11 protein-coding genes are annotated in these 11,567 nt (G+C 60.5%); 5 read left to right on the top strand and 6 right to left on the bottom strand.

What is annotated here, in order from left to right:
• On the top strand, nt 1-534 hold a 534-nt coding region (locus tag LD28_RS0110280; RefSeq protein ID WP_241462289.1), incomplete at its 5' end, for a hypothetical protein.
• A 159-nt stretch (nt 535-693) separates the two neighbouring features.
• Entirely contained in the window at nt 694-1,086 is a 393-nt protein-coding gene (locus LD28_RS0110275; protein WP_033136873.1) for a DUF2750 domain-containing protein, read from the top strand.
• A gap of 88 nt (nt 1,087-1,174) precedes the next feature.
• On the opposite strand, the gene LD28_RS0110270 is transcribed toward LD28_RS0110275, so the two are convergent.
• From LD28_RS0110270 to LD28_RS0110250, 5 genes are all read right to left on the bottom strand, one after another.
• Nucleotides 1,175-3,025 carry an extracellular solute-binding protein gene (locus LD28_RS0110270; protein WP_033136875.1) on the bottom strand — a complete coding sequence of 617 codons (1,851 nt, stop codon included), beginning with the start codon at nt 3,023-3,025 and terminating at the stop codon, nt 1,175-1,177.
• A 130-nt stretch (nt 3,026-3,155) separates the two neighbouring features.
• Nucleotides 3,156-4,049 carry an EamA family transporter gene (locus LD28_RS0110265; protein ID WP_033136872.1) on the bottom strand — a complete coding sequence of 298 codons (894 nt, stop codon included), beginning with the start codon at nt 4,047-4,049 and terminating at the stop codon, nt 3,156-3,158.
• Between the two features lie 176 nt (nt 4,050-4,225).
• Entirely contained in the window at nt 4,226-4,972 is a 747-nt protein-coding gene (locus tag LD28_RS0110260) for a DeoR/GlpR family DNA-binding transcription regulator (protein WP_033136871.1), read from the bottom strand.
• A gap of 94 nt (nt 4,973-5,066) precedes the next feature.
• On the bottom strand, nt 5,067-7,499 hold the full coding sequence (locus LD28_RS0110255) for a formate C-acetyltransferase/glycerol dehydratase family glycyl radical enzyme (protein ID WP_033136870.1): 2,433 nt from the start codon (nt 7,497-7,499) through the stop codon (nt 5,067-5,069).
• A 4-nt stretch (nt 7,500-7,503) separates the two neighbouring features.
• Nucleotides 7,504-8,400: a glycyl-radical enzyme activating protein gene (locus tag LD28_RS0110250; protein ID WP_033136869.1), complete on the bottom strand. Its 897-nt coding sequence runs from the start codon at nt 8,398-8,400 to the stop codon at nt 7,504-7,506.
• A 127-nt stretch (nt 8,401-8,527) separates the two neighbouring features.
• Here LD28_RS0110250 and fsa point away from each other — a divergent pair, with 127 nt between their 5' ends.
• Together fsa and LD28_RS0110240 are read left to right on the top strand one after the other, a co-directional pair.
• Nucleotides 8,528-9,181, top strand: a complete 654-nt coding sequence (gene fsa / locus LD28_RS0110245) for a fructose-6-phosphate aldolase (protein ID WP_033136868.1) — start codon at nt 8,528-8,530, stop codon at nt 9,179-9,181.
• A gap of 122 nt (nt 9,182-9,303) precedes the next feature.
• Nucleotides 9,304-9,483, top strand: coding sequence for a hypothetical protein (locus tag LD28_RS0110240; RefSeq protein WP_005334190.1), 180 nt, complete (start codon nt 9,304-9,306; stop codon nt 9,481-9,483).
• Between the two features lie 16 nt (nt 9,484-9,499).
• On the opposite strand, the gene LD28_RS0110235 is transcribed toward LD28_RS0110240, so the two are convergent.
• The gene (locus LD28_RS0110235; protein WP_033136867.1) at nt 9,500-10,699 is read right to left on the bottom strand and encodes an HD-GYP domain-containing protein; all 1,200 of its coding nucleotides are present in this window, start codon (nt 10,697-10,699) and stop codon (nt 9,500-9,502) included.
• Between the two features lie 170 nt (nt 10,700-10,869).
• On the opposite strand from LD28_RS0110235, the gene rsuA reads away from it, so the two are divergent.
• A complete protein-coding gene (rsuA, locus tag LD28_RS0110230; protein WP_033136866.1) occupies nt 10,870-11,562 on the top strand; it encodes a 16S rRNA pseudouridine(516) synthase RsuA in 693 nt (230 codons plus the stop codon).
• The last annotated feature ends 5 nt before the right edge of the window (nt 11,563-11,567 follow it).

The following is an 11,567-nucleotide window of genomic DNA, read 5'->3' as shown; positions in this document are numbered from 1 at the left end:
CTGGTATCCCTGCTGCATTCACTTTGTGCCCGCTTTCCTGTCTACCCCGCTGCTTCGTTGACGTCACTGCTGGATGCCCATCAGGGCGAGGTGTGGTTGCCTGCACGCAAGGGGGCCGACATCGCGCTGTTGCGCAAGCATGCCAAGGGGGCTCATGAGCTGGCGTCGCTCGATGCGGGCTGGTGTGATTTTGCCGCCAGTGACAGCGGTGATACGCCCGAGCTGGATGCGCTGGCCAACTACGACACCGAGATGATGGATAACCTGCTGATGTATTGGCACAGCGCTGCCAAGATCAACAGCCCGATCACCGATAACCTGTTCGAGCTGCGCCGCGAAGTGGTGGATGAGGCCCACGGGGCCAAACTCGCTGCCGCCTGGGAGCAACAGCAACAGCTGCGTTTTGAACAGCTGATGGCGATGGCGGCCAATGGCCGGGATCTGCTCTGCTTTGTCGAGGTGGAGTCCGCCTACTGGTTGCGGCAAAAGCTGAGCGAGCAGCCTGATGTGGAGCTGATCACGCCAGCGCTGTAAAAGGGGCAATATGACGGCAGGCGGTCTCTCTATCCAGGAGGCTGCTCTATCCTTATGGGCGTCATTGTCCTCCCCATCCGGTGCCAAGGGGCTACAAGCTGGACAAGCTGACGACAAGATGTGAACATGGCGCCCTTTATTGAGAGAGAGACTTGGCCAATGAGCTATGAACTGAGCGACACCGAGCGCAATGCCGCGCTGCAACTGAATGCTGACTACCGTTACGATCACTTCATCAGCAAGCTGGTCGAGCATGAAGAGCTGTTCGTTCTGACTGACGAGCATGGCGTCATGATGCTGACCACCGATGATGAAGATTGCATCCCGGTATGGCCGCACCCGGAGTACGCCAAGGCGTGGGCCGAAGGCGAGTGGGCCGATTGCAAGCCGCAGTCCATCACCCTCAAGGTGTGGCTGGAGCGCTGGGTTGACGGTATGGAGCAGGACGAGCTGTGTGTTGCCGTATTCCCGACCCCGGATCAGGAAGGTATCGTGCTGGAACCGGCCGACGTGGCAGACGCCATTGCCGAGAAGCAAGCCAAGCGCGCTTAATCGCTCCTGCGCTTGCTTTTGTAGCCATCCGGTTGCGATAAAAGACCCCGCCAACGAGCGGGGTCCTTTATTTGGTGTGCATCAGGTCTCAGCGTTGCTGATAGGTGGTATCGGTCACAGAGACGGCGGGGAAGGTTTTACCACTCTCGATGGCTGCTTCTGTTTCAGTTTTCACCTGTTCGTCGATCCACAGCAGGCCGCCGTAGCTGTAACCGCTGTTGTCGCCACCGAGGGGCCAGTAGAGTAGCTCGCTCTTGGGGGTTGCGGGCACCTTGGGCAGTTTGATCCATCGCCAGGCCCCTTCCCGGGTGTAGGGCACCTGATAGGCGGGCACGAAGCTGGCCAGCTCATAGAGCCGCTGCTGGATCTGCCGTGACAGGGCCGCCTTTTTGGCAAAGTCGAACTCCTTGTCATACTGCTCCACCAGAGCCGTGATGGCATCGTCATCGATGTTCATGATGTTGTTGGTCTGGGGCTTGTTGGCGTTGACCTTGTGGAAGAACTCCCAATAGGCGGGATAGCGGCTGCCCGCCCAGGCCATCCAGGCGCTCTGGTGCTTTTTCTCCAGCATCGATTTGAAACCAGCCGATGCATCCATCAGGTTGAGCTCCAGATTAAGCCCCGCCTTCTTGGCCTCTTCCCGTAACAGCGTGAGCCGCTGGGCGTGCTCTGCGGTGGTGTAGGTGATGGTGAGGGTCAGTGACTGCCCCTTGTTGTTTTGCAAAATCCCCTGTGGTCCCACCTTGTTGAAACCGGCTTTGGCAAAGTATTCCCGTGCCAATTTGGGATCGAACGGACGGGCCTTGATCTCGCTGTTGGTAAACTCCCCCTGACCGGAGCCATAACTGTTGAGGCGCTGGTAATCCCCCCGCAGCAGAGTGGTGAGCATCTTGTCGAGGTTGAGGGCATGCTGGATCCCGAGTCGCACATTGAGGTCTTTGAGCAGCTGATCGGCGGTGTTGAGATAGAGCCCCATCGGCGATTGCGGGGTCTGGTTGTAGAACCAGGTACGCGCGATATAACCCTTCTCGAACTCGGCGGTTTTGGTCTTGTCGTGCCACCAGTTGGGCATCACCAGCGGGAAGCTGTCGAGATCGCCGCGCAGGAAGTGCTGCCAGGCGATGTTCAGATCCCTGAGCACCTTGATCTCGATCCGCGCGGGATTGAAGCGATGCTGGAAGTAACGCTCATCATCCCCCCACCAGTTTTCAATCCGTTTAAAGGTAACCGATTTGCCCTTTTTCACCTGATCGATCTGATAGGGGCCGGTGACCGGCAACACCTTCCAGTTGTACTCCTTGACCCAGTTGGCGGTGAGCTTGATGGCGTGGCTCGGCTCCGGGCTGATGGGCAGTGATTCGAGCAGATCCTGGCGGCTCTTTTCGGTGCCGCTGGTGATGGCCAGGGTGTGATCATCAAACTTGGTGATGTCGGTGATCTGGGTGCTGTAGTAGTTGTTGTACCAGGGGTCGTTGATCTCTTTGCTGCGCATCATCTTGAGGGTAAAGAGCCAGTCATCGGCGGTGACCGGTTGGCCGTCTGACCAGCGCGCCTTGGGATTGATGCGAAAATAGAGGGTCTTGTGGTCGGCGCCGAAGGCCCACTCGTTGGCCAGCATCGGCATGGGGTTGCCGGTGACGGGGTGGGTGCTCAGCAGTGGCAGGTTGCTCTCTCTCACGTAACCGGCAAAGCCGCCGTTGGAGTCGGGGCCATATTTGCGCAAGGTCAGGGGGAAGCTGGTCATAAAGGTGCGAAAGGTGCCGCCGCGCTTGGCGGCCGGATCGGCATAGAGAGGATCCGTGTTGTTGCTCTCCCACTTCAAGTCAGCGGGCAGCGTGGCACTCCAGCCAAACGAGCTCCAGCACAGGGTCAGGGTGATGGCGGTGGCGCGAATGATAGGGGGGAGGCTGCGCCCCCCGGCGGTGATGGTCGATGGCATGTCCTTGCTCTCCTGAAAGTCTGCTTCCTGCAGATCACGCTCTGGTGATGTCAGTCCCGATGGGGACTGGCTCATCATGAAAATTTTATCCTGTCAGGTCAATGAAATAGCGCAAATTGGCAGGCGCTCATCATGTCGTACTCTGTGGTTTGAACCAGCGCAGTCGGCTACCTAGCAGATGCACCACAAAGCCGAGCAGCACCAGCGCTGAGCCCAGCCACTGTAAGGCGGTCGGGTGTTCATCGAGCAGCAGGGCGGCCGCCACCATGCCGACACAGGGGATCAGCAGGGAGAGCGGCGCCACCTGTGCCACCGGGTAGCGCATCAGCAGCCGTCCCCACAGACCGTAACCCAGCCAGGTCGCGACATACGAGAGATAGAGCACGCACAGCAATCCCTGCCAGCTGAAGTTGAGCAGGCTGCTGGCTATCAGCTCCGGCCCTTCGAACAGCCAGGAGAGGGCGAAAAACGGCACTATCGGCACCAGCCCGGCCCAGGCGATCAGGCTGGGCAGGGAGGTGTGATAGCGCAGACCAATCTGGCGATTGATGACGTTGCCAAGGCCCCAACAGGCTGCCGCGCACAGCGTCAGGACAAACCCTAACAGGGTCAGGTTGCCTTCACCGTGGGTGGCGATGAGATAGAGGCCGAAACCCGCCAAGGGCAGCGCCACCCAGTGGTGGGTCTGCCAGCGCTCCCCCAGCCAGATCATCGCAAACAGCAGGGTGAACACCACCTGGGATTGCAGCACCAGTGAGGCCATGCCTGCCGGCATGCCGAACTTCATGGCACTGAACAGAAATGCGAACTGTCCCAGACTGATGGCGCTGCCATAGGCCAGCAGCCAGCGCCAGGGCATGGCGGGTTTGGGCACCAGCAAGATGGCGGGGAAGACCACGCCGATAAAGCGCAGCGCACCCAGCAGCAGAGGGGGAATGCCTTCCAGCCCCCACTTGATGGCGACGAAGTTGAGCCCCCAGCAGAGGATGACCAGAGCGGCCAGACACTTGTCCTTGGTTTGCATGGTTGAAATCCTTGTCATCAGCAGTGCGGCGAGTGGGTGGGTTTACACAGCTCGGCGCGATCGGCAAGGGGGGGAGCATACCCTTGGGCAGGTGGTGAGTGTCAAGGAGAAAGACCCGTTTGGGTTTTTCTGGTGGAGGGGCCGGTGGCGGGTCCTGATGGCAAGATCAGGGCAGATCAGGCCGCAACGCAGTGCAGGGTGATCCCCTTGGCCGCGATGGCCGCACGCATGGGGGCGGGCAGGGCATCGTCCGTGACCAGCACCTTGATCTGGCCCGGCGCGCCAAGCTGGCTCGGGTGGATGGCGCCAAATTTGCTGCTGTCGGTGATCACCACATTGGTCATCCCCTTGGCCAGCACGCTGTTGACCACATCGGCCCGCATCATGTCGCGGCCGGTAAAGCCCACCTCGGGGTGAAAACCGTCGACCCCGATAAAGGCCTTGGAGAAGTGCACCTGCTCGATACAGAGGCGCGTCAGCGGTCCCACCACGCTTTCACTCTGATGCTGGAACAGCCCGCCGAGCAGCACCACCTGAGCCGGGGTGTCTTTGAGCAGATGGGCGATATAGCTGCTGATGGTGATGATGGTTACCCGTTTGTGCAGGGCCAGATGGCGCGCCAGCATGGCGTTGGCGCTGCCCCCTTCGATAAAGACCGTCTCGCCATCTTCCACCAGCTGGGCGGCCCGCTCGGCGAGGCGCTCCTTGAGCAGGTAATTGATGTTCATCCGGGCATCCGGGTCATCGGTCTCCAGCGCCATGGCCGAGCCATGTACCCGTCTGAGCAGTCCCTGTTTCTCCAGCATGGTGAGGTCGTTACGCACCGTCACCTCGGAGACGCCGGTGTGCTGGGCGAGTTCACTCACGCTCATCTTGCGAGCCTGATGGACCAGAGTGAGGATCAGTTGGTGGCGTGGATTCATGGTGCGCTCGCATGCAAGGTGGTGGATAGCGACAAGCCACCCGGGGGTGGCTTGCCAATCATATGACGTCACAGGCGCCATGGGGAGCGCCCTGTCAGAGACTGTGCTCGGTGCGGGCGATAATATCATCTTGCGCATCCGGGGATAAGGCGGTGAAGAAGGCTGAATAGCCCGCCACCCGGACTACCAGATCCCGGTACTGATCCGGATTGGCCTTGGCTGCCAGCAGGGTCTCCCGCGAGACGATGTTGTACTGCACGTGCCACCCCTTGTGCACCTCGAAGAAGGTGCGCAGCAGGCTCATCAGCTTAGTTTTGTCCCGCTCGTTTTCAAGGCTCGCCGGACTCAGCTTCTGGTTGAGCAGCACCCCGCCGAGGATGGCCGTCGTGGGTAGCTTGCCGATGGAGTTGAATACCGCCGTCGGGCCGAGACGATCTGAACCCGAGGAGGGGCTGGCCCCTTCCGCCAGCGGTGTGCGGGCGTGGCGTCCATCCGGGGTGGCCATGGTGGCGGCACCGAACGGCACGTTGGCCGAGATGGAGGAGGTGCCCGCATAGTAGGTTCCGCCGATGGGACCACGGCCGAAGCGGGTGTTGTGCAACCCCTTGAGCTCGTCGATGTAGCTCTGGTAAGCCTGCACCAGTAGCAGGTCTACCTCGTCCAGATCGTTGCCATATTTGGGGGCGGCATTGGTGAGGCGCTGGCGCAGCTGCTCCCCTGCCAGCCCGGCAAAATCTTGCTCCAGCGCGGCAGCCAGCTCGTGCTGATCCACCACACCCTGTTCGAACACCAGTTTCTTCAGGGCCGCCAGACTGTTGCCGAGGTTGGCGATCCCCACCTGCAGACCGGAGACCCAGTCATAGACGGCGCCCCCCTCCTTGATGGTCTTGCCGCGCTCGATGCAGTCATCCACCAACGTGCTGCAGAGGATGTCGTGGGCCTGCGCTTCCAGCACGCTGTCGACCACGCAGTCGATCTCGATGGATTTGCGGGTGAAGTAGCGCACCTGCTCGTCCCAGCGGGCCATCACCTCGTTAAAGTTGCCAAAGGTTCCTTCCCGCAGCGACTGGGTTTGGGGCAGGAATACTTGGCCTGTGGTGGCGTCGCGGCCGCCATCCAGCGCCGCCAGCAGGATGCGGGCGAAGTTGATAAAGCTCATGCCGGTGCAGCGATAGCCCCACTTGCCGGGCACTGCGGTCTCGATGCAGCCGATGGCGGCGTAGTGGTGAGCATCCTCCACGCTCACCCCGAGCTTGATGAACTCGGGGATCACCACCTCGTCGTTGTTGAAGGCGGGCATGCCAAAGCCGCAGCGGATCACCTGAATGCAGGCGTCGAGGAAATCCTCGCTCATCCCGGCGTGGTAGCGCACCGAGAGGTTGGGCTGGGTGGAGCGCAGCTGGCCACAGGACTCCAGAATCGCGTAAGAGAGGCCGTTGACCGCGTCATGGGCCTTGCCATCCCGCCAGTTCTGGCCGCCAATGGTGACGTTCTGATAGAGCGGGCTGCCGGCGGAGGCCTTGGAGTGGGTGCCGGAGCGGATCTTGTTCACCTCCAGCGACTTGAGCCAGCACCCTTGCAGCAGTTCGATGGCGCGGGGGCGTGACAGGGATTCCGACAGCTCTACTTCGCGGCGATACCAGGGGTAGAGGTACTGATCCATCCGGCCAAACGACACCGAGTGGCCGTTGGATTCGATCTGCAGGATGAGCTGGATAAAGTAGCAGAGTTGCAGCGCCTGCCAGAAGGTCTCGGGTGGCTGGTGGGCGATGTGGGCGCAGTTGAGCGCAATGGTCTGCAGCTCGGCTTGACGATCTTGTCGTGATTCCTGCTGGGCCATTTCGCCAGCCAGGATGGCGTAGCGCCCGATATGATCGCTGACCGCATCGAGGGTGATGGCGACGGCGTGCAGGAACTGCTCGCGCTGCAGGTCGGCCCAATCCGTCAGATCCAGCCGACTGCGCCGCTCGGCCACCTTGGCCTTGAAGCCATCGAGCCCCAGCGTGAGCAACTCCTCATAGTTGACCGCGAGGTGGGCATCTCCCGAGGTCATGTTGCCCTCGGCCTTGATGATACCGCTCTCCAGCAGCGCTTTTTGCTCGTCGGTAAAGAGGCCGAAGCAGCGATCCTGCACCGTCTGGCCGCGCCAGAAGGGGGTGATAGCGTGAATGATCGCCTTGTCGGTTTCGCTGACCGCAAAACCGGCACCGGGGCGGTCTGCCAGCTCGTCGATCTCCTTCTCAATCCAGCTCACCGTGTATTCGGGAAACAGCGGCGCCGCCCGCACCTGACTGGCCTGATTGCCGACGATGAGCTCGTCGTGCTTGATCCAGATGGTGCGTTCCTTGAGGTGATGAGCCAGCGCCAGGGCGCGGCGCACCGGCAGCGGGCGGGCGAGGTTAGCCTGATAGGCCTCGGTGTAGTGGCGGGCACGCTCGGTGCAGACCGGTGGCTGAACGATGTGGATCAGGCTCTCTTTGTGGGCGCGGATCCGTGGGCTGAGGGTATTGAGGTCGAGCTGGGTCATGATCTTATCCTCTGGTCACAGGGGTCAGCCCCTGACGTTGGGCGTATGCGTGGGCAAAGTGGAGTAAATCGGGGTCGTCGAGCGGTGTCTCCGGCGCCTGATAGGGCAGATCCAGCAGGGCATATTTGCCCATCCCCAGGGTGTGGTAGGGGAGGAAGTGGATCTCCTGCACCGTACCGAGGCTGGCGGCGGTGTCGGTTATGGCTTCGATTGATGCTCTGTCGGCATTGAAGCCGGGAATGAGCGGTACCCGGATCTGCATCGGCACGCCGTATTCGGCGAGGCGTTTGAGGTTCGCGATGGGGAGCTCCACCTTGCCGCGGGTCCAGTTGAAGAAACGCTTCTTGTCCACGTGTTTGAGATCCGCCAGCACCAGATCCAGTGAGGGGAGGCTTGGCTCAATCTGGTGCCAGGGCACATGGAGGCAGCTTTCGACCGCGGTGTGCAGCCCTTCTGCCTTGCAGCGGGCCAGCAGGGCTGCGGCAAAGTCGGGCTGCATAAAAGGCTCGCCACCGGAGAGTGTTACGCCACCGCCGCTGCGCTCGAAGAAGGGACGGTCCCGCAAGATGGTGTCCATCAGGGTGTCCAGCGTTTCGTCCCGGCCACACACCTGCAGCGCTTCGCTGGGGCAGAGGCCGCGCAGCCGTTCCATATCTTCGGCCTTGAGGGCTGAACGGGTGAGCTGGATGCCCTCGCTGTCACGCAAGATTGCCGGACAGGCCTGGCTGCAGAGCTGGCATCCCTCGATGCATTGGCGCCGGTCGAGTAGTATGTCCGGCTTGGGAGAGCGGCTTTCCGGGTTTTGACACCACAGACAGGCCAGCGAGCACCCCTTGAGAAACACCAGGGTGCGAATGCCGGGGCCATCGTGAGTTGAATATCGTTGCAGATCGAAAATCATACCGCCTCCTTTTGTTTTTCATTCTATTTGCTTTCATTCGAAAGTTGATTTGATTTCGATCAAGCAATTTGCAGATGTTTTATCGCTAGAATGGCGACATATTGAACATCCCGTTAAGGAGTTAGAGATGGAGCTGTATCTCGATACCGCCGATGTGGCGGCAGTGCGTCGCTGGTCACGGATCCTGCCGTTGGCCGGTGTCACCACCAATCCTTCCATTACCGCCGCCGGGGGATTGCCGCTGAGCGAGCTGCTGCCCGCCCTGCGCGACGTATTGGGCCCCAAGGCGCGCTTGTTTGCCCAGGTGATGGCCAAAACCGAAACCGAGATGGTGCGTGAGGCGTTCGCCCTGCGTGAGCTGGACCCGGATCTGGTGATCAAAATCCCGGTATGTGCAGAGGGGCTGGCGGCCATCAAGAGTCTGACCGCCAACGGCGTGCCGACCCTGGGTACGGCGGTCTATACCCCGCTGCAAGGCTGGCTGGCCGCGGTGGCGGGAGCGGAATATGTCGCTCCCTACGTGAACCGGCTGGACGCTCAGGGCGGCGATGGCATCGCCACCGTGCAGGAGCTGCAACAGCTGCTTGAGCTGCACGCCCCGAACAGCAAGGTGCTGGCGGCGTCATTCCGTACTCCCCGTCAGGCCCTCGACTGCCTGCTGGCCGGTTGCCAATCCATCACATTGCCGCTCGATGTGGCGGAGCAGCTGCTGAACGTGCCTGCGGTGGATGCGGCGCTGGTGAAGTTTGATCAGGATTGGCAACGCGCTTTCGGCCGCTAATTGCCTAATTGCAGTGATAGACGGGGGAGGGTGAGGAGGCGCGGGTGATGGGGATTGACCGACTAGACTTGAAAGAGGTGGCCACGTTCGCTGGCCGCCCTGCAGTTTACCGGAGGTATTCCATGAGCGACCATCTGCTGCTCCCCCATGGTGAAGATTTGCGTCGTGCGGTGCTTTGGCTCAGCGAGCACCATCTGCACGATATCGCCGCGATTGAAGAGGCCAGCCTGCGTTTCGATCTCTCGCCACTGGATGAGGAGTTTCTGATCCAGCACTGGCTCGACAGCCAGCGCCAATCATGAATTGTGAGGTAAGGGATTAGAAGAAGTTGACGAGGTTGATGCCAAACTCTTTGGGGTCGACCGTGTTTTCAATGCTCTCCTGCACCCCTGATTTGGCCAGGTCCAGCCACTGCACATCGAGGTAGTGACGCTGGGTGGCGTGATAGATCACCTTGACCACCGGCTTGAGCGGCTGCTGCTCGTTGCGTTGCATCACGATGGCCAACCGCTGGTTTGAGAGTTGCACCAGCGTTCCCACCGGATAGACCCCCATGCACTTGATGAACTTGGTCACCAGTTCGGCGTCGAAGTGCTGATTGATCCCCTTGAGCAGAATGCGGAAGGCCTGGGTCGGCTGCATGCCAGCCTTGTAGACCCGATCTGCAGTGATGGCATCATAGACATCGACGATACCGCTCATCCGGGTATAGAGGGAGAGCTGATCCCCCTTGAGTCGCTGCGGGTAGCCGGTGCCGTCGAGCCGTTCGTGGTGGTTGGCGGCCACCTCCAGCATGGTGGGGGTAATGCCCGGGGTATTGCGGAGGATCTCGTAACTGTGCACCACATGCTGGCGCATGATGGCGAACTCCTCGTCGGTCAGCTTGCCCGGTTTGTTGAGTACCTCGTCCGGAGTCATGATCTTGCCCACGTCGTGCAGCAGGCCACCCAGGGTTAACTCCTTGAGCACACTGCGCTCCAGCCCCAGATAGCGGCCGAAGTTGGCGAGCAGAATGGCCACGTTCATGGAGTGCTCCATCAGGTAGGCATCCTTGGCACGGATGCGGGCCAGACAGAGCATGGCATCGCCGTGGGTGAACATGGTGTCCACCATCTCTTCGGCGACTTCGGCCAGCGGGGTGATGTCGATGGGCTCACCCGCCTTGAGATGGCGAATGAATTTGCCTTGCAGCTCGCGCGCTTCCTGATAGAGGCGGCGGATCTTCAGCTCCCCCCCTTCGCCGTTGGCACTGGCGCGACGTCCCACCTGGGGGCTATTGGCATTGAGATCGGGGGTGGTGATGGCATCACTTTCGGTGCTGCCCAGCTTGCTGCGGGCCAGATCGATACGCACCGTGAGCACCCCCTGACGCACCAGATTGGCGATTTGCGCCACGCTGGTCACCATGCCCATCTGGGCGATCTCCATCCCACCTGTCTGGCTGGCGATAGCAATGACATACATGCCGGGTTTCAGCTGGTTGACGGGAATGACGGGATAGGATGCTTGAGACTTCATGGGGGGGCTTCCTGACTCTTATTATTATGAGTATCGTTCAGATGGGTCATACCGGAGAAGTGTAACATCGGATGGTCAGTTCGTCATAATCGGCAACCCCTTAACAGTGGCGTTGTCGCTCCCGCCCGATATAATGACGCCCCTTTACTTGTTGGACTCCGAGGTTGTGAATGCGGCTTGATAAATTTCTGTGCGATTGTTCCGATTTGACCCGTTCGCTGGCAGGCAAACTGATCCGTCAGGGTGAGGTCATGGTGGATGGCATTGTGGTCAAGCAGCCCGCCTTTCATATCAATGATCAGAGCCAGATCGAGTTTGACGGCGTGCTGCTGACGCTGGAGCAGCGCAACCGCTATTTCATGCTGCACAAGCCGGAAGGTTACGTCTGCTCCAACGAGGATCCGGATCACCCGACCGTCTTCTTCCTGATGGATGAGCCAGCGATGGGCAAGCTGCACGTGGTGGGTCGCCTCGACCTCGATACCACGGGTCTGGTGCTGGTGACCGACGATGGTCAATGGTCCCACCGCATCACCTCGCCGCGCCACGAGTGTGCCAAGACCTATCACGTCTGGTTGGCCGATCCGGTGAACCCGGATGCGATCGAGCTGTTCGCCGAAGGGGTATACCTGCGCAATGAGACCGATAAAACCCGTCCTGCCCAGCTGGAGATCCTCGGTGAGTGCGAGGCCCGCCTGACCATCCACGAAGGTAAATACCATCAGGTCAAGCGGATGTTTGCCTCCATCGGCAACAAGGTCGTTGGCTTGCATCGCGAGCGGGTTGGCGGCCTGACGCTGGATGAAGAGCTGGCCCCCGGTGAATACCGCGAGCTGACCGCTGAGGAGATTGCCCTGTTCTGATCAGG

The organism is Aeromonas finlandensis, from assembly GCF_000764645.1.
Taxonomy (GTDB): domain Bacteria; phylum Pseudomonadota; class Gammaproteobacteria; order Enterobacterales; family Aeromonadaceae; genus Aeromonas; species Aeromonas finlandensis.
Note: the sequence above shows the minus strand (reverse complement) of the source record. Positions and strands in the feature narration are given on the sequence as shown.